The sequence below is a fragment of the Bartonella sp. AA74HLJMH genome (assembly GCF_042197045.1).
GTDB lineage: Bacteria > Pseudomonadota > Alphaproteobacteria > Rhizobiales > Rhizobiaceae > Bartonella.
In genome coordinates this window covers 1-19,501 of record NZ_JBHIRJ010000021.1, presented here as the reverse complement: position 1 = coordinate 19,501, position 19,501 = coordinate 1, and the positions used below count along the sequence as shown (strand labels likewise).

13 protein-coding genes, 1 tRNA gene and 2 pseudogenes are annotated in these 19,501 nt (G+C 37.4%); 5 read left to right on the top strand and 11 right to left on the bottom strand.

What is annotated here, in order from left to right:
• Positions 1 to 163: 163 nt before the first annotated feature.
• The 6 genes and pseudogenes from ACFINH_RS08100 to ACFINH_RS08075 all read right to left on the bottom strand — a co-directional run.
• Positions 164 to 373 carry a 2-hydroxymuconate tautomerase family protein gene (locus tag ACFINH_RS08100; protein ID WP_375607418.1) on the bottom strand — a complete coding sequence of 70 codons (210 nt, stop codon included), beginning with the start codon at positions 371 to 373 and terminating at the stop codon, positions 164 to 166.
• 280 nt (positions 374 to 653) lie between these two features.
• Positions 654 to 1,658, bottom strand: coding sequence for a hypothetical protein (locus tag ACFINH_RS08095; protein WP_375632608.1), 1,005 nt, complete (start codon positions 1,656 to 1,658; stop codon positions 654 to 656).
• A gap of 58 nt (positions 1,659 to 1,716) precedes the next feature.
• Positions 1,717 to 2,970 (bottom strand): hypothetical protein, encoded by a 1,254-nt coding sequence (locus ACFINH_RS08090; protein ID WP_375632607.1) that lies wholly within the window; start codon positions 2,968 to 2,970, stop codon positions 1,717 to 1,719.
• A 21-nt stretch (positions 2,971 to 2,991) separates the two neighbouring features.
• Entirely contained in the window at positions 2,992 to 3,585 is a 594-nt protein-coding gene (locus ACFINH_RS08085) for an FAD/NAD(P)-binding protein (protein ID WP_375632606.1), read from the bottom strand.
• Between the two features lie 95 nt (positions 3,586 to 3,680).
• The gene (locus ACFINH_RS08080; protein WP_375632605.1) at positions 3,681 to 4,859 is read right to left on the bottom strand and encodes a YbfB/YjiJ family MFS transporter; all 1,179 of its coding nucleotides are present in this window, start codon (positions 4,857 to 4,859) and stop codon (positions 3,681 to 3,683) included.
• A gap of 260 nt (positions 4,860 to 5,119) precedes the next feature.
• Positions 5,120 to 5,367: pseudogene (locus ACFINH_RS08075) on the bottom strand (baseplate assembly protein); the annotation flags it as partial.
• Between the two features lie 796 nt (positions 5,368 to 6,163).
• On the opposite strand from ACFINH_RS08075, the gene ACFINH_RS08070 reads away from it, so the two are divergent.
• Both ACFINH_RS08070 and ACFINH_RS08065 read left to right on the top strand, forming a co-directional pair.
• The gene (locus ACFINH_RS08070) at positions 6,164 to 6,628 is read left to right on the top strand and encodes a hypothetical protein (RefSeq protein WP_375632604.1); all 465 of its coding nucleotides are present in this window, start codon (positions 6,164 to 6,166) and stop codon (positions 6,626 to 6,628) included.
• A complete protein-coding gene (locus ACFINH_RS08065; RefSeq protein ID WP_375632603.1) occupies positions 6,625 to 7,845 on the top strand; it encodes an MFS transporter in 1,221 nt (406 codons plus the stop codon). The genes ACFINH_RS08070 and ACFINH_RS08065 overlap by 4 nt, the downstream gene beginning before the upstream one ends.
• A 601-nt stretch (positions 7,846 to 8,446) precedes the next feature.
• On the opposite strand, the gene ACFINH_RS08060 is transcribed toward ACFINH_RS08065, so the two are convergent.
• Positions 8,447 to 8,537 (bottom strand) — tRNA-Ser (locus tag ACFINH_RS08060).
• A 317-nt stretch (positions 8,538 to 8,854) separates the two neighbouring features.
• Here ACFINH_RS08060 and ACFINH_RS08055 point away from each other — a divergent pair.
• Positions 8,855 to 10,051, top strand: coding sequence for a porin (locus ACFINH_RS08055; RefSeq protein ID WP_375632602.1), 1,197 nt, complete (start codon positions 8,855 to 8,857; stop codon positions 10,049 to 10,051).
• A gap of 1,252 nt (positions 10,052 to 11,303) precedes the next feature.
• Here the strand turns inward: ACFINH_RS08055 and ACFINH_RS08050 are convergent.
• The 4 genes from ACFINH_RS08050 to ACFINH_RS08035 all read right to left on the bottom strand — a co-directional run bounded on the left by ACFINH_RS08050 (position 11,304) and on the right by ACFINH_RS08035 (position 17,276).
• Entirely contained in the window at positions 11,304 to 12,068 is a 765-nt protein-coding gene (locus ACFINH_RS08050; protein ID WP_375632609.1) for an N-acetylmuramoyl-L-alanine amidase, read from the bottom strand.
• An 847-nt stretch (positions 12,069 to 12,915) separates the two neighbouring features.
• Complete coding sequence (locus ACFINH_RS08045) at positions 12,916 to 15,090, bottom strand: isocitrate/isopropylmalate family dehydrogenase (protein WP_375632601.1); 2,175 nt, start codon at positions 15,088 to 15,090, stop codon at positions 12,916 to 12,918.
• Complete coding sequence (locus ACFINH_RS08040) at positions 15,087 to 15,818, bottom strand: alpha/beta fold hydrolase (protein ID WP_375632600.1); 732 nt, start codon at positions 15,816 to 15,818, stop codon at positions 15,087 to 15,089. The genes ACFINH_RS08045 and ACFINH_RS08040 overlap by 4 nt, the downstream gene beginning before the upstream one ends.
• Positions 15,819 to 16,079: 261 nt before the next feature.
• Entirely contained in the window at positions 16,080 to 17,276 is a 1,197-nt protein-coding gene (locus ACFINH_RS08035) for a multidrug effflux MFS transporter (protein WP_375632599.1), read from the bottom strand.
• Positions 17,277 to 18,030: 754 nt separating this feature from the next.
• On the opposite strand from ACFINH_RS08035, the gene ACFINH_RS08030 reads away from it, so the two are divergent.
• On the top strand, positions 18,031 to 18,282 hold the full coding sequence (locus tag ACFINH_RS08030) for a phage tail assembly protein (protein ID WP_375632598.1): 252 nt from the start codon (positions 18,031 to 18,033) through the stop codon (positions 18,280 to 18,282).
• A 1,070-nt stretch (positions 18,283 to 19,352) separates the two neighbouring features.
• Positions 19,353 to 19,501 (top strand): annotated as a pseudogene (locus ACFINH_RS08025) (DUF3792 domain-containing protein); the annotation flags it as partial.

Here is a 19,501-nt window from a genome sequence, read left to right as displayed (position 1 = left end):
TGCGTAAAGACCAACACAGGCTCATTAAGGGGATAAGTTTGTGCATCAGCATCAGGGGCTGTAACAACCGCCCCAATAGCGCTCTGATCAAATGTTGCTAAAGGACGGGATTTTTTACATTGATTAACCCTATTGACCTTAAATTATTGTCAAATACACAGAGTTATTCTTTATTTTGAGCTTTTCTTAATTCTGTAATGGGGACACCACCAATACCCCAATTGTCTGTCTCCACTTCATCAATCACGACAACAGTCGTTTTCGGATTTTTATTCAGAATATTAACTAATAATTGAGTTGCCCCTTCTATTAGTTGCCGTTTCTGTTCAGAGGTAACCCCTTCATTAGTAATTTTAATATTTATGTAAGGCATAAGATCTCCATAATTTACAAATATTGAATAAAAAAGCTCAAATAAATGAACGCAAAAAGATTAAATATTAATACATAATAACTATGCATTTTAAAGCTCGTATCCACCGGTGAAATATGCAGGCTACTGGAAACAAAAATAGCATTTATTGATACAGGAGAAAGGAGTTGAGCTGCAATAAAGAAGCAAATCCAAATCAAATAATCCGTAACCCCATAAGCCATCGATGACCCTAGTAAGGGAAATGCCAAACTAAATAGCACCATAGGGTGAATTCCTACTACACTGAAAATTGGCAATACAAAGAGAATACAGGCATAAGCTGCCAAACAGAGAGTGATGCCAATGAGTGACTCAACGTCATCGACAACAAAGGAATAAGCAAATCACAAGTAGATATTAGCAGACTACAACCTAGCAACAACATAATTTCACTGGATATACTGCGTATCACTGCCACCAAAGGAGTCAAAAAATCAATACTGTGTGAACTCCCACGCTCAATGAGGTATAGAATGCTCGCCGTCAATGCAATGCTTTCTAGTGCATTCAACCTAATAACTGTCAACGCAACGATAAATATTAGCCAGAAAAATATCAAAAAAATCCAAATTCTTACTCTCTCTCCTTCTTTATTCGCTCTCCTCTCATCGCAAATAATCGGGTTAGCTAGCGGTACAACTGGAGAAATGCACAACAACAACAGACTAAATAGAAAAAGTGGTATCCCCAAAGCAGCGGATGTGAATATTGGTGTTCTAGGCATAGCAGCGAAAACTGTTGCTGCACCGATGCTGGTCGGCATCAGTACCATCGTGATGCTCATCATTCGCATCACAATAGCGGCCAAATCGCGAGAGGGAAAAACACTTTTCTTCAAGGCATCAATCATTAGGGGGATAACCCCCAAACTCATCGGCCAAGCTAAAAACGCAGTCAGTATCGCGATGGACAGGGTAAGCGAACCCTTTCCATAGCGCATCAACCATTCAGAGAGAAATTCTGAAATACGCCATATATTCATCACATGGCGCAACAATCCCATAGCGAGTAATAGCCAAAAGACATCAGTAAAACGCACAAGCACAGTATGAACATCAGGCAAGTGCCAACGCCATATCAGCACTAAAGTACAAACCAACAGGATGAACACACCACTGCGTGCATTCCCCTTCAACCACCAGTATGGTATCGTCAAAAGCAAATAACCGAAAACAGTCACTCCAGCCAATGGAATAAGAAACCAAGTTCTTATTGAGATAGACATAAGAAAAATGAATAGCATCAGCATCGCCATTATAACGGATACGGAGGACATGCGTATCAGGAAGCTTTTTACATCATCAATGTACATTAATTGTTGAATCTTTGACTGAGTAGCGATTAAGAAGCTGCTCGTACATGTCAGTGACACAGCGCCCTGCATCCCACAGTGCACGAGAATTAACTAAAGGCCTAGGCAAAATATATGTATAAAAATTGGGCCCCTCTACTGGATTACCGACCACCCATAATGTATTTTGTATTTGCCCTTTAGTGTCTATAGGATGCTGCCGACGGTCAATATCAATACCACCAGGATGATATCCTTGGTTGATAAATGGTCGAATGATGCCCTGACCAGCCAAATTCTGGATAAAAGAGGACTCATCACGCAACGGAGAAAAACGATCAATCTTGGCCTTGATCAGCACATCTCCATCAACTGAACTGTTTTCATCTTGAAAAACAGACTGAATTTCGAAACGGCTGGTACTAGCATTGAGAACAAGTTTAGGTGAAGGTCCGCCAGCCAAAGTCACGATACCAGCCTCCATCAGAGCCTTCAACTCTTGGTTTCGCTGCATCGGTGGGCCGACAGAAATACGGTTAAAGTTTGGATTAAAATATTCAATAAAATACTTGTGAGATGAAGACGTTAACCCGCAAAAATCAATTGCTGAACGTAAGATATCACGGACATCTCGTAGCACATCTGTAGCAGCTTTCACTGGGCCATCAACATTACCTGCAGCGGAAGAATGAAGATCGTCCTTCAAATGCTCCATGAAGAATCTTGTATAATCCTTCAAAGAGGCAAATATTTTATTTCGATGAGGATACAGCAACGCTTGAATACACTGCTCGTCTTTGGAAGTAACAACATAGGTTTCAGGGTCTAGCCAGTGCCCCAGCTGCGTACTTCGATAGACATAACACATTTCTTTAAGCAACAGAGGTAAAAGCTGCGTTTCGAAACCCAGCTTCGGAGAGCCGTTAGCAATGCTGGATTGCTTACGCAGATGATGTATTGCATCGAGAATAAGGAATGATGGTATGTATTGCCCACTACCACCCTTTTGATTAATCCCGCGACTACTAAAAGGCAATGTTTGACGAGAGAATAGAGCTGTCGCAGGTTCTTTGCCGCTTGGCATGTAGCGCAATTGTCCAGCATTTTCAGTAAAAGTCCCACCACGACCGTAAGTCAATTGCGACAAGACATCATAGCTAGTTAATCCAATTCCCTGCAGCAGCACACGAGACTGAGCTTGTATAGAGTCCAACTTTTCAATTGGATAAGGATTCGAATAATAGTTCAAAAGCGCGTTTTTCATTTGGTGAACAGCCACAAACTGTTACAGACTTTCATCATGCGATGAATATATATTCTTACCGTGACCCGTGGTCATGGAAACAAAATCTACACTATAACGACAGCCATCTTCCAAAAGAACATCCGTTTTATGATCTTGGTGGATATGGAGATTGATAACTTTTTGTCGGATCTCCTTAATACGAATAGCGAAAGGTAAATCTTGCGTGAACTCTTGGTAAACCCAAGACAGGTCTTCCCCTAACAAACGACGTGATAAATAATCATTTTCTTTGATTTCTCTCCCAACATCATGCTCTGTACGAGAAAAAACACCGTTAATATTACGATAACCTTGTTGACTAGCCCATTGATAGAAATTCGGCCCCTTACGAATAGGCCCGACACCCTTAACTGTATCATCACCAAATAAAGTAATCTGGCAAGCGACAGTGTTAACCAATAAATGATCTGGCTGATGCACACTATGGGAACCAGTTCCCATCTCATTGGGATCAATCAATAAAATATCAATGTTTCCAGAAAATGGATAATGGGAATAAAGTGTGAGCAAGCGTTCGAGAATACTGATCCCACGAGGACCAACGCCCAGAATAGCGACTGTAGAGTGAAGCATTCTGTAATCTCTCCTATTAGAATAATTTGACTTTCACAAAATGTTTCAAAAAGAATGGAATAAATTCTCTCGACTTTTTAGTGAAGATTGCGGATTTATGAAACGTCAACGACCTTTTTACAAAGACAATATTGACAGATTCCAGCAGCGGCAAAAAGCGCTACAGCACCACAGATAACGGAAAGCGCAATGGCATATGAACCAAACTGTAAAAAACTCGTCAAGAGAGGTCCTAATATTTGGCCAAAACCGTAAGTTAAGGTAGCCAAGCCTAGCAGATTTATACCATACGGCGCATATAAACGCTTAGCTAACGGCATAACTAAAGAAGTCGTCCCCATAAAAGTAAATCCAAACCCTATACAACTGAGAACGATCAGTACAAGAGACTGGCTGAATAATGTCAGTAATACGCATCCTCCTTGGATAAGCAAATTGAGCATCAGACAACGTAATACCCCCCACCGATGGGCTCCCCATAACCAAATGAAACAACTAGGAACAATGGCTATTCCGACAAACGACCATAAGTGGTTAGCAAGTAGTGGGAAATTAAATGTTTTCGCCATCAGAGGAAGATATGTCGCGACAATAATATAACCAAACCCAGCAAGCCCATAAATCAGAGCGAGTTCCCACCAAACGATATTTTCGTGTGCCAATGACTCATTAATAGCAAATTGAGACGCATCAACACGACGTGGAAATAAAATAAACAACAAGAGCAACAATACAACAGATATAAAACCAGCTCCAAACCAAATATTTTTCGCGTTCAGCGATTTACTCAAACCAATAATAACATACTCATTACCCAGCAGAATACCAACTCCCACACCTGCATAGAGCGAAGCAATAACCCACAGCTTGTGACTATGCTGCATAACCGTCATAGAACCAAAAATCATCATTGCTGCACTCGCGATACCGGCAGCAAAGCGGATAAAGAAGACCAAGTAAAAGTTTGTTGTTAACGCCATGGCAAAAATAAGTGCACTCGTCACTATAGCTGCACCAAATAGCATGTAGGGAGCACGGGATATATTCCCAACTCTGCAAAGCGAAAAAACCATACTCCCAACTAAATAACCGCCATAATTAGCGCTAGCTATATAAGAAAGTTGCTTAAAGGTAAACAATCCTTCATCCAACATAACAGGAAATACCGGCGTATAGAAAAATCGCCCAATCCCCATCCCCAAAATCATAATAATCATACCGAATACAGCGATTTTGAAATAACTCAAATCTTGACGATTATTTTTTCCCCCCATTACTCTTAATCCCTTAACTGATAGCTCCCTCATCTGCGTTCTATCTCATCAACAGTAGTACTTATCTCAGAGAGTAAAGCCAATCTAGCCATTTGTTTGAACAACCAGAGCAACATATTGAGCGATTATTGTCAACATTACTGGATCAGTTATATGCATTTCATCGTTTTACACTCTGCTCCATGTATGATCTTCTCCCTACAAAGCTTCTTTTTCAGAAAAATAATGGCTGAAATTAAGCAGCAATAACAACGAGGAAATCAATCAGCACGCCCCCGTTCAAACAAGACAATATCCCCTAAAGCTCTGCTTCATCAGGTATGACTAAAATACCCTCACAAGGTTGCGTTATGTTCACATGGTGAACACCCTCAACCATCAAGCGGCTTAGTATCCAACTTAAAGAGAGATCAAGGACAAGCTTTTGCGCACGCGCCCATTCTGCTCTTAAATTCTGCTCTGCTCTTTCCAAAACAAAGGAACCTTCATCCGGTAACAACCAAAAATCAATAGTATTGAAGGGTATAAAGGCTACTTTTAATATAGCTTTGTTTTTTATCAGCAGCAGTAAAAAGTTTGTTTTTTTTATAAAAATTGAAATTTATTCATTTTTTATCGTATATTTTATGTTATCTTCTTTAAATTAATTAAAAGATCATAGAATATTAAACTGATAGGATGCATTTTTCTCAAGCGGCATTTTTAGAGAAATGTTGATTTAATCAGTGAAGACAAGCAGTGAGCAAAGTTATAATTTGAAAAGACAGTATATAATGTTTTATGATCAATGATCTAAAAATGATCTAAATTAGAGACATGAATTGGGGGAGTTTGATCTTTCTTACAGCACAGTAGCTCAAAAAAACAGTAGATGAAGTTTAAAATTCACCATTACCCATCATAAGATGAAAGCTTTTATCCCACGTTTGATTTTTTTAAACTATTTTCTTGTCCTATCTGTAATATCTAAAGAATATCTTCAAGCACTCATAAGCACTCTTTTAGGGTATCATTTCCATGATCAACGTAACGGTTATCGAGCTTCCATTCAAGATACTGTTTTGCAAAAGGAAATCGTCATTTCAGGATACGGAGGGATTTATGTATTTAGTCACAATGTATCATGCACCCTTCCTCTTATATCAGAAATTTAATTCTTAATCGTAATGACGTGATTAAAAAGCACCTTGCGAGACAATCTTTTTAATAAATTTTTAATAAATAAAGTAAAGATGAATTCTGAAAAAAATTTTTAGACGTAAAGTGATACGGAGAAACAGTCAGAAAGAATGGGGGGATTACAAATGTTGATGACTATAAAAAAAGATATCAAAAAATTACCAAAAACCGATTTATGGATCATTTGTGCTATTTCAGCTGATCAGCAAAGAGAATGGATCAGTAAATGGTGTATAAAAAATAAACACACTTCTATAAGTCCTAATTATGTCAATGATCTTGCCGTCCTAGGGTCATTTTACAGATCTAGACAAAATGATTACTACGGAAGCAACTCCCCTCAAAAAATAACAATCTCATTTATGAGGCTTATGTTGCTCCTCATAATCACTTTAAAATTGCATCATTTGCTCTCATTAATACGCTTTGAAGTCCCATATGGACTAAGGGACCTTTTAAATTTTGGGATGGTTATGGAAGCCTTCTTTCCACTAATCCCTGAATGGGGATATGAAACCGCTACCTTTTCACAGAAAAATATTCTTTTCAATGAGAATTCTTATTGTACAATCTATGGAACAACACAATGAACAGAGCACGCACCCTTGCTCTCACCTATGGCTCCTATAATGCTGTCCGCATGCTGATCGGCGTTTACCATGCGATTTTTTTAATGTCCATGGGAGTGAGTCTGGCGCAATTAGCTCTGCTTCAGGTTGTCTTTTCCACCACCATTCTGCTGCTTGATTTTCCCTGCGCTGTTTTATCTGACAGATATCGGCGTAAATATTCCGTTATGGCTGGGGTCTTTATGACAGGAGTATTTTATCTTCTATGCCTTCAAGCTCCCAATATGACAGCACTTATTATTGCGCAAATTCTCTATGCAGCAGGCATTTGCATCATTGTCAGCGCCATTGACGGATGGATTTACCATTCTCTAGGCGATAAACAGGATCACTTTTCGCATTATGCTCATCTCTACCACCAGGTTAACTCTTTTGGAAGTATTCTCAGTGGGATTGTAGGAATTGGAACGATCTATTACTCTGGACGATATTTTATGGGATATATCATCTCATGCCTCATGATGGGATTTATTTTTTTGATATTCCTTATTGTTCCTGAAGAAAAGAAAACGACAATTGAAACGTCCAAAACAAAAACAATCTTGCACAATGCCAAGGAAACGCTCTGGATATTTCAAAATACAGTAGGAGGAGCATGGTTTATTTTCCTCATGTGCCTTTTTAGCGCTGGTATTCAGATTATTTATCATTTCTGGCAACCAATAATACTTTTAGGGGGAAAAATTCATCACCTCAACGGTTCGCAAATGCTCGTCTTGATGTGCTGCCATATTGGAGCCTTTTCAGCACAATATTTTTCAAATTTACTGATGTCTAAGTATCATGTTCTTGATAAAAAATATAAGAATTCTATAAAATATTTTTCCTTCTTTTCTGCGCTGATGTGCATAGCGCTCTATTTTTCAGTTCATAGCCATCAAACTGCTGCATCAGTCATCGCCTTCTCTTTAATCCATGGATTTATTTGCACTGTACCGATCGGCGCAAAAAGCTTATTTTTCTCAGAACTTAACCAAAAACAAACGCAGCATATTTCCGGTGTTGTTGGTGCTGTCTCTTTTAGCGGAAGAATATTTTCAATTACAGTATTGAGTATTATTTCTTTTCTTCCTGCAAAAGTTTCTCCATCTTACTACCTAATATTACCGACCATTACTTTTTTCATGTGTGGTTTGGTTGTCATGAGATGGATGAAACACTCTCAAAAGTCTCTATGAAAGGAAAACCATAACATTTCACCCACAATGTTTTCTTCTAAAAGAAATCTATAACTTTTTTGAGAGCATTGCCACATCCAACTTTCAATACACAATGCAAATATAAAGCAACACGTTGATTTATAATGATAATATACCAAACGCGAATATTGTAAGATTCTTTCTTTTCAAATCTGCTTTATGGTTGAAACAATCAAAATCATTTGCTTGCACATCATAAGCAAAGAAAGCCGTATAAATAAAAACGATTTAGAAAGGAAAAATGCCTTTTATGAACTCTCATAGTCAAAATCTATAACAACAGGAAGGCAGATATATAAGCAGATATATAATATGCCTCTTTGCACCTTCATAAGTATACAAATGATGTGGCTTTATAAGGCTTTATATGTCTCACAGAAACTTTTGTGTTTTATACCATTTACGAGGTGGCGTCGCAAAATGGGCTTATACACATTGCAAAGATATCTCTTTAAAACAAGTGCATAAATCGGCAACACAAGTATATTTGTGTTTAGAACATGCTTTTTATATGAGAGGTATAATCCCAACGGGATAAACAGAATTCCGATACACAGTCAACTGCTTTTATAACAATAGATGGCGGAGAGGAAGAGATTCGAACTCTCGAGAGCCTTTTGAGCCCTACTCCCTTAGCAGGGGAGCGCCTTCGACCACTCGGCCACCTCTCCAACAGAGAGGCATAAATGGTATCAACAGAAAGTTCAAGACATTTTCGATTTTTTTCCCAAATATCTGAAAATTTTTTTCCTTTATTGATCCCATAAGGAGCAAAAGTTAATAAAACAAAAATTGTGTCTTTTTTACCACAGCATCTCGAATAGTACATGTATATATTACAAAAAGGTAATTTCATATTTGAAACTCTAAAAAGATTAGTTATAGCTAAGATAACAAGTGCTGCGTATTTTACTTATGTCTTTGTCCTTAATGCGTTAGGCAAATGGTACTCTTTAGAAGAAATTTAACCGGACCTCGGAGATCCCATATGAATATTAAATCCCTCTTTTTAAGCTCTACAGCAGCTTTTTTAGCAATTTCTGGAGCACATGCTGCTTCAACAGTTATCGCCGAACCCGAACCTGTAGAATATATTCGCGTTTGTGATGCCTATGGAAAAGGATATTTTTATATCCCTGGAACAGAAACCTGCATGCGTTTATCAGGAAATGTTCGTACTGATTTTATAGGCGGTGATAATATCGATGCAACAACCGAAACTGAACTAAGAAACAAAAGAAAAACCTATGGCGCAGCATCACGGCTCACCCTTGTTTTTCAAGCAGCTTCTGAAACAGAAATGGGAACACTTCGTTCATATGCAAGAATTTATTCAAACTGGGGTGATGGTAGAGACAACGCTGCTGCAAAGCTTGCCGCGGCTTACATTGAACTGGGTGGTTTTCGCGTAGGTCTTGATGACACAATTTTCAACAGCTGGACTGGTGATTATGGAAATGTTCTCAATGATGACAGCATAGCGCCTGCCGGCACAACACGCACCAATTTTATTTCCTACACCTTTAGTGGTGACTCCGGCTTTTCTGCTATTATCGGCGCTGAATTAGGCAATAATGCAGATTCTCTTCCAGAAATAACAGGATACTACATTGATAAAGATGATAAGCTTGTTTCTATCACTGAGGGCACTCTTCCAAGTAAAGCAATTAAAAATTACACCCCGAATGTGGTTTTGGGTATAAAGTTCATGCAAAAATGGGGTGGTTTTTCAGCAGTTGCAGCATATGATGCTTACTACAAAAAGTGGGCTGGAAAAGTACGTGCAGATTTCAATGTCAACGATCGTTTCAATCTATGGGTAATGGCTGGCTATAAAAATGGACTTGATTACTACACAGTAAATGCAAATGATGAGTTATCACGAAAAAGCACAACGATTTATGCAAACTGGGGTGGTAAATGGGCTGCTTGGGCGGGTGCCACTTACAAGCTTACTCCAAAAGCAAATTTGAATGCTCAAGTTTCTTATAGTGCTGTAAAAACCTTTGCAACTTCTGTAAATATTACATACACGCTGGTTCCAGGATTTGTGATTACACCTGAATTAACCTATGTTTCTTGGAACGATGATCGCGTTGTGACGGATAAAAATAATGATGAAAAACATTTATTCAATAAGAAAAGTGCTTTTCAAGGTATGATCCGTTTACAGCGTTCATTCTAATCCTATTTAAGCTACAGCTTTTAAAAACTGGCAACATGGTTTGCCAGTTTTTATTTTTGAAATCAAATATCATGAATATCTTTTCCTGATACGTATTGTCTTGTCTCTCGAAAAAAAAACCGCCTTAGTTTCATAAAACTACTCTTAGAAGATTAACCTGATATGCTTGATAAGAGCACCTCACACGGGCGTTTACACATCACTTCAAACACAATCTCTTCCTTGCCCTTTAAAGCATGAATAACCCCTTTGCTTTATGACCAAATTGGTCTTTCTTGATAATTTACTTCTAACCTTTGTTAATTTAGGTCATGATCTTCTCAAATAAATTCTACACTGAACAGATAAAATATTGAAAAAACAAGACATCATTGTGTTTTTGATATGCCTGAATGTGTCTTCTATCAACACTCTAAAACACAACGTTTTATAACACTGCTTCATTAAAAAACTTAATCATTAAGAAACATGCTGTCAAAACGATGCAAACATCCCCTAAAGCAATAAAAGAGAAAAGAGATATATCTTCAAAAAAAATGAATTGACCTCTTCCCCTTCTAAAGAATAGCCCCCCTATCAGTAGCAATCTGTAAATGCCCCTATTTTTCTTGAATCTGCATCACTTTGATTTATAATCATAATTTATAATTTTGCATGTTTCAATCAACCAAAACCTTTCACTTGTACACGACAAGCGGAGAGAGCCGTGTGAATAAAAACGAGTAAAGAAAACCCTTTTATGTATCGTTTTCAGTTCCAAGGGTTGTCGTAACATTGAGATCTAACAAAGTGTACGATAATGCTAGGCACTTTTATTAAGCATAAAAATGAGGATACACTTCATAGAGGATTTTAGATTATATTCTCTATGAACGTCGCTGTAAAATATGTGTTGTGATACACACTAAAAGACATTTCTTTAAAACAAGCATGTAAATATACAATACAAATCCATTTTATTTGAAGCCTTTTACCCTGCGTAAGGAACATGTCATCATATACACAACATCTTGGCTTTATGCGTTTTTAAAGGAAGAAAAATATAAGACAAAGAAACAATAAAATTTAATCTCTGCAAATCATAGAGCTTTCAGAGTTATGTTTCCATAAAACGCCTTACACCGTACATGGGATTTTTTACACGATTAATGCCCTTTTTACATAAAGCCAATTGGCAAAAAGCAGCCTTTCCTGATAATAAAAAGGCTTACACGTAATCATAAGCCATATTTTCAATTAAAACGCATTGAATTCACGGAAAATACTTATCAACCAATGCATAAAGAATTGCTGCTGTTTCAACATCTAGAATCCCATCATAATTTTCTTGACGAAAATGAAGTTGAAATGCTCGGATCAAATCTTTGTATCCTGTTTGGGTACACGCAGCAGAAATGTCATATCCATAACATTTTAGCTTCGCCAAAACATCTTCTTTGGGTGGCAAATTCTTAGAGAATTGCTCTTGATAATGACTTTTTAGTTCATCATCATACCATGCTCCTATACCTGCGCTATAAAGTTCTCTCCATGGAAAAGCTGCTCCTGGATCACTTTTTCTTCCAATGGCAATATCACTATGTCCCACCACATCAGTTGGCATAATATCGGGATACCGTTGAAGAATATTCAAGGCAAGTTCCTTAACAGCATCAATTTGTATTGGATTATAAGGAGGAAACATACCCGTCTCATCATGATAAGTCGCTAAATTAACGATTTCAATCCCGATAGATGCATCATTGAGATGACTATGCCCAGCCCATGAACTCACACCCGCATGCCATGCACGCTCATTTTCATCAACCAGATTAAAAATACGCATATCCTTAAAGCCTGCCTCACGATATGTCTGCTCTGAAGGATCAGGAACAAGATAGTGTGCACTAACCTTTTCTCCTGTAAGCGCCATAATCGAGGCTTTAAAATCAATAGCCGTATAATGCATAACGAGAAAATGAACGCGACGACTAAAACTCTTGACAGAACGATAACTGTTGTAATCAATCTGATACATAAAAGCCCTTTCTTTTTTGCTTAAAAAACCACTGCGCATCACAACAGATAGAATACGAACTGTTAAAAAATGCAATAAACTTCCCATCTAGATACTAAGAATTACGACTAAAATTTGTTCATCAAAAATATTGACACTCTTATCAACAATTAAGACCACATTTTTATTTTTCTCCCACACACGCATAAAATGTTTTTAACCACATTAAATATTTTCCCCAAAAAAAATTCCTACAAATTACCAATCAAAAAGAAAACAAAAGCGTAAAATAATCACTCCTTAAATCTTCACATCTTACAGAAAAAATAGTTCTTCCTGTTATCAAATTGAAAAATATCGCCCCTCGGAAGTGAACACCCAACGATCATGCAATCACACAAAAACTTAAAGGAAAAATTTTATGAGCTCTTTACAGCAATTTATTATCAGATAACAGAACGGCACATGTTCGCAATAAACTCTTCACGGACATATTGTTCAATAAAATTTGCAAAGCTTTCCTGTAAATGACATAACTTCTTGTCTTTTCACACCATCGCTTTTTGATTTACAAAGAATCTCAATTATCTACAACGCTTGCGGCACATGACGTCTCTGGATTCCTTGTCATCAGCTCCATGAAAGATAACATCTTGATTTATAATCATAATTAATCATTATAAATATTGAATATAGCGAGCCTAATATCGTAAAGTTTTTCTTAATCTTGAATCAATCAAAGTCATTTAATGACACATCAAAAGAAAAATTACCCTATAGACAAAAACCACTGAAGAAAAGGATCAAAATACTTCCTATAATAGAACGTTTAATAATTTAAGCAATATTGTTACATCCCCATAGAGGTTCATTTTTTCTTCTCCGTTTTCAAATATCTTTTTAAGACAACCCAAGCTGCATATTCTTGTAAGACGACACCTAAAAGTGGTCGCGTATAGGGAAAAGTAATATAATCCTCACCATAACCTTTCATCCGTATAGTTATGGTAGCATGTCCAAGGCTTTCTGCTTGATTTTCTAATGTCTCCAAAGAAGGCTCTAGGCTCACTTCAACCTCAAGCAGTGGAATATCTTGTTTACCTTTTTCTATGGGCTGAAAATATTTTAAAAGCAGCGGATCATTGGCAGACCAATGAACCTCTGCATGCATCGCTAATTGTTTACAAGCAGTAGTAACTTCTGCCCCAACTAAATAGGGGTGAAAATGATTTTCAAATGCTTCCACGAAATGTTGTTCCAAGAGCGCTTCTGATTGAGCAACCAGTTGCACCAAAACATAGGGGCTTTTCCATAAAAAATGCCGTTCAAAGGGTTCATTTTCAAGATGATCATCAACCCACTGCGCAATAGTACTTTCATCAATTCCAATCAAAGTCCATGCATACTCTGCACGCGATACAGAAGAATATTTCTTCTCATTGTGTTCTAAATAATTCTCTAAAAGCGCAAGAGCCTGTGATGGTGGACCAGGCAAAACAACAAGCGTACTTCCATCGCAAGAGAGATAAAACCCTGGTGCTGTGCCTGTAGGATTATCAAGCACAGTTGCTGTCTCAGGAAACAATGCTTGACGTGCATTACTCTTATCCACCAAAATCCCTAATCGTTGTAATTGACCTTTTATTGTTTGCCAAACATCTTCATGATGTACCAAAGGCTGCTTTACAGCTTGGGCAACTCCATCGCGTGTTTTATCATCTGATGTTGGTCCCAATCCCCCACTGATAATGATAAGATCTTCTTGTCCAAGACAAGAAACAACAGTCTCACTGATTTGCTGTAATTGATCAGCACAAACAAAATGACGTGTGACTTGAATATTTCTCTTGTTCAAGCTTTGGCTTAAATCTTGTAAATTCGTATTCAAATATTGTCCTGAAAGGAGTTCATCACCAACGGTAATGATCGCCGCACGACAAACAAAGACAGGATTCACAAGAGAATTGCGAACAGCTTCAGCCATTTGACGGGTAGAGGCTACACCTCCAAGATCATAGGTAACGGTTTTTCCAGCACGAATAACCTGATCAACACTCTCAGATAATTGTTTTGCTGCATCTTTAAAGCCTAAATGCTCTAAGAGTAAAGCCGTAGTATAAAGCATCGCAGAAGGATTGGCTTTATTTTGTCCAGCAATACGTGGTACGCTTCCATGAACAGGTTCAAAATAAGCAATCTCGCTCCCCACATTCGCATGAGATGCAAGCCCCAATCCCCCCATTATCCCAGAGCCAAGATCAGAGAGAATATTGCCAAACATATTTTCAGCAACAATCACACCAAACCGCTCTGGCTTGGTTGCAATCCACAAAGCAACCGCATCAACATTATGAATATCTGCTTCAATTTCCGGATAGTTTTGCGCAATTTTCTCAAAAATTTCCTGAGCAAACTGACCACTCTCTCGCAGAACATTAGGCTTATCAGCAAAAGTAACTCGCCTAAAGCGATATTTCCTTGCATACGAAAAAGCATATTCAAATAACCGTTCTAAACCAAAGCGTGTTTGCAAACGGACTGTCCACGCAGCTTCCTCAAGCCCATATTTTGTCAAATTTGGATGTTTTAGCCAAACGGCTGTTTCAGGAGAAATACCCCGAAAATCCAATCCAGCATAAAGGCCTTCACTATTTTCTCTGATAACACAAAAATGAAAAGGTTTTCTCGGACCAAAGATGTATCTTACAGGACGTATATTCGCAAACAAACCTAACTTTTGGCGAAGTTGAAGTGCGGGAGAAACATAGACAAGGTTTTTCTCTTTTAAATGCGGAGCAAGTTCTTTTAAAGCCGCTTCTTTTCCTTTACGGGTCACAGCACCAAGTAAAATAGCATCACTCTGAGTAATTTTTTGCCAAGTCGCTTGAGGGATAGGATCTCCTTCCCGTTTCCAACATTCAAAACCAATATCACCATAAGTCAATTCAATCGGCAATTGGAATTGCTCTAAAACCATCAGCGCAGCATCACAAACCTCTGGTCCTATCCCATCACCAGGTAATACAAGAACTTTCTTTTTCATAGTCCCTCCATCCACTCATCAATGACTGCATCCGTCATAGTAGGATTATCCTCCCACAAACGCGTACCAGCACCAGAGATAATCTTATATTCATGGTTCAGATTATGACTTTGTGTCTGATTATTTACCGTTGCAAGTTGCGACTTTTCTCCCACTAAAGCTAAAAACTTCCCCTTGTACTTAACTAACTCATCTCTAGCATCCATCATCAATAAGAGTTTAAAGCCTCTTGTCATGCGTTCAATTGCCACGCTTTTTTGTTCATCAGGAATCTCCAATAAGGCTCTTTTTTTCATAACGCCAGAAGGATGCATAAAACCATTGAGTATTTCCAAAGCCCCCGATAAATCATTATTTTCTAAGGAGGCAAGAATATCTCCAAGGCGCCGTTGCAAAATCTTATCTGGATAGCCAGGCGCATTCACAGCAAGCACAGCTTGAACATTGGGAAGCTGTACTGCCAATATTTGTACCAATGTTCCAGCCATAGAAAATCCCACAAGAACTGCGGGCTCTTTAAAATAGCTTTTAAGTTTTTCTGCCATAAAAGATAAAGTGTCTACAGCAGAATAATTGAGAACATGAGAACTCTTAGGAAAAAGAGAAAGCGTATCCAGCAGAGTGACAGGGAATCCTTTTGATAAGCATAGCTTTGTCAATGGAGAACAAAAAACACCACCATCCCAAATTGGCATTACAGGAGAAAGAATAATAATAGGAAGGCTCATTGATCAATTCCTCCCCTTATTTTTAAACATGCATTAGAGCCAGAAACTTTCCCACCCAATATAATGAAAATATGTTGAAACTCTAGGCTCATATTCTCCCCCCATAATAATCGATTTGTTAAACTCAAACTAAGCTTGTAACAAATTTTAAACCCACTCAATCCAGCAACTTAATAAAAAAAATTCATCTAATGTACAGGTGCCCCATTTGTGTAAAACATCAAAAGCATTTCCGCATAATGCTTTCTTTTTATCATTTACTCAGCTTATTTCTGAAGTCATAAAATGACGCGCTTTTTGAATATAAATGATAAAACCAATCATACAACACACAGCTAATAAAGCTGCCATAGCCCGTGGGCTATGACCAGAGATTTTTCCGATAACCGCTGCACTGAGTGCCGCACTTCCTAATTGCAAAGATCCCATAACACCAGAAGCCGCTCCCGCAGCTTTCGGATGCGATGAAATAGCCAACGCTGTTCCTAACGGCAATAAAAAACCATTGCCAAAAGTAAGAACAGCAATAGCCATAAAACTTGTCACAAGGGGCCATGGGCTTAGATACATTTGCAAAGCAAACAGCACACCACCTATCACAAAAATAATGTACCCTCTGCCCACAGTCTTTTCCATAGACTCGCGTTCAAAAAACCATCGCGCCAAAAGATTTCCCAAAATATAGGGAAACGAGACACCAATATAGCTATAACTAATGTGTATCGGCGATAACCCCAAAGTCGTGAGTAAAAAAGGCGACTCCACAATATAAGCAAAATAGGCAGCGTAAGAAAAACACGGAATAAGTGCATAAAAAATAAATTGTTTATTTCTGAAAACGCCTAAATATGCCTTCATTAATCCTACAGGAGAAAAATGCTGCCGTTTTTGAGGGGGTAGAGTTTCGCTTAGCACAAAACAACATAGCAAAATGGTCAAAAATATAAAAAAGCTTAAAAAGATAAAAGTTGCCTGCCAATGAAAAGCCTGTATCAAAAGTCCACCAATGAAAGGTGCAAGTGCTGGTGACATTCCAATAAAAGGGAAAACAATCAAATAAAGTTTTCCAGCCGCTTTTTTATCCAACAAATCATTGATAATTGCACGACTTAAGACAAGTCCCGCACAAGCACCAAGACCTTGCAAAAAACGTAACACAAGAAAAGCGTGAATATGAACCGTATAAATCACACCAAGTGTCGTAAATAACCACAAGAATAAGCCCAATAGAAGTGTTTTTTTACGCCCAAAATTATCACTCAGCGGCCCATAAATGAGCTGTCCAAGTGCCAATGCCAACAAAAAAACCGCCACTGCACTTTGAATTTGAGATTGTGTCACTTGATAATATTGACGCATATCGCCCAGTGCTGGTAAAAAAATATCGGTAGAAATCAATCCTCCCGTCGATAAACATACGATAAGTACAATGAATGGTAATGTATATTTATGTTTCATCAGGAAAGTCACATTTCTTAAATTTAAAAATATTTAAATTTTACGTTTATAGAAAAATAATAATTTATATTTATAAATATAAAGCTATTTTAACTTTATCCACAGGGAATAAAATAATAAATTTTCTTTATTCTTTTACTTTATTCGAGAATAATTCATTTTGTTGAGACATAAATCCAGTGTATGATCCGCACGCACACACTCAACACATAAATAAATACTTAGTTCTTCACTTTATAATTAATTTTAAAGCATAGCAAACCGCAATTTTAAAACTATACGCAAAAGAAGCTAAAAGATCAAACCTCTCCTTCAGAGATATATTTCCCAATCCGAAATAGCGCATTTTGTTGTATTCATGTTGCCCTATCTTCATCAGCTTTTTTCATTGATATCATCAACAAAAACGCTCCCAAACTCTATCCCTCTCCATGACAACAACATCACTCTTCCGACAACATCTTTTATCAGAATTGGTTTACAACGCTCAAAGAAAAAAGAAGCCACAAACTCCCTTTCCTCAAAACTCCCCACGCAAATAGTTGAGCAAATAAACTTAATAGCCCACTAATATCATAAAGCAAATTGCGCTTCTGTCTCCCCTTAAAATCTAAATTCATCTTGTCCATTTTGTTAGAATTTCATTCTACATAGCCAGCACAAAGTTTATTGCCTAAGCTATTGACAAACATGCTATAATAAAAATTTGATAAATCATTCTGCATCTAATTTAGAAAGCAAGGAGAAGCTAGTAATGAATATAACAGAACTAGCCATGTACCAATTACTTGTACCTATTAAAGTGGAAGGAAAGACATACACAGAAATCACCTTACGCCGCCCGAAATTTAAAGACTTAAAAGCAATACAGAGGAAAGAAGGCGACGAGCAATCAATCGAAATAATCGCATGTCTTTCAGGGTGGTCCTATAATGCCATCAGTAAACTTGGTGTTCTTGACTTTTTAAACATTAAAGACATTTACGGGCCTTTAATAAAAGAATGACTAAAAGAGTTTGATAAAATACTAAACAAAGTAAATGCACCCATAAAAAGTATAATGGATGAATGTATTTTAATCGACAGTAAACCCGAAAAACGCACAAGTAACCTTTATACAAATACATTTGAAACAGAATCCATGACAACTGCAAATGCAAAAGTGAAAACCTGTAGCACCTATGAACCGATTACAGTTCATAATCCCTACGTCATAAAGGTGGAACGCATGACCTTTACAAAATGCACTTTCTTAATACAAGATGGTCCATCGAACCAAATTTATCTCTCAAATCAAAGTGCTCTTACATCGTATAAAAAAACTGCGGGCGAAACTAAAAAACAACCTTTGGAGAGAATCTCGAAACTTTTGGACATTGTCTCAAAACTTGTTAACTTTCCTCTCTGGTTTTGGGAGTTTTTACTCAAAGAACTTAGAAAATTTTTCTAGCATTGTTTTGATATAGAGCAATAAGAGAAGGAAAAACAGCTTAGAACACTAATGTTTCTTCCTTATCTTTTATCTCTCATAGCTTTTTGAATTGAATACTTTTGATATTTATTTTGAATAATTGAAGCATTCTTTTAATTATAAGTACAATATAAAAAACTAAAATTTTAGAAGACGCACTGTTTTTACAAAAAAATGAATAATAAAATAAAGACTCCAGAATTTTACTTTTTACCTTCAAACATAATCAATGATGGAAAAGCGTTTACAAAGTTTTCCTCAAGCAGTATCTGGGACATTACTTGAAAGAAAAGCATTAAGAGAGCTTACTTTTAAGCTAAGGGGGAAAGATTAAACTTCACAACGACATTCAATCTTTTAAACATTGCAGTACAGAACGGGAAAAGAGAGCCATACCCCCATAGACCGTTTACCCCCCCATCAACTAAAATTCTCGATAAACTGGTATTATCAGTTCTAAACTGGAGTCATATAAGAAGAATTTTAAGCAATGATCACCGTCTTGTTTTCGATGTTTTCTGTCCTTTTTGGCGCATATCTATTCACTTTTGGAACATAATTTGCAAAAAGGCATTGTATCTCCAGCATATTCAAGGAGATAAAACATGGAAACTCGCATTCCTGAAAACACACCATTTGAGACGAATTTTCTAGGAGAAACATCTCTAGAAGAAAAATATTCACTCTTTCACACACCCATTTCATGGTCCGCAATCTTTGCGGGACTGGTGACGGCTCTTGCCACCTCAATCTG